This is a genomic window from Gilvimarinus sp. 1_MG-2023 (genome assembly GCF_030548285.1).
Genome location: NZ_JAUOSC010000693.1, coordinates 1 through 302, shown reverse-complemented (window position 1 = coordinate 302; position 302 = coordinate 1). Strand labels below are relative to the sequence as shown.

The following is a 302-nucleotide window of genomic DNA, read 5'->3' as shown; positions in this document are numbered from 1 at the left end:
ACCTTGAGCAGCGTTGTCTATCGGCCGTACGGTATGGTTGGCCACAAAGGGTGCCAGTGCCGCGGTCACGCCAATCGGGCCCATGCCGGGGCCACCGCCACCGTGTGGAATGGCGAAGGTTTTATGCAGGTTCATATGGGTGACGTCAGCGCCGATAAAGGCGGGCTGGGTGATGCCGACCTGGGCGTTGAGGTTGGCGCCGTCCATGTAGACCATGCCGCCGTTGGCGTGGATCAGTGCGCAAATTTCCTTGACGCCCTGCTCGTAAATACCGTGGGTCGATGGATAGGTCAGCATCAGAC

General features: G+C 60.6%; 1 pseudogene. It reads right to left on the bottom strand.

The annotated features are described in order from the left end of the window. Window positions 1-302, bottom strand: a pseudogene (locus tag Q4563_RS18650) (glycine dehydrogenase (aminomethyl-transferring)); the annotation flags it as partial.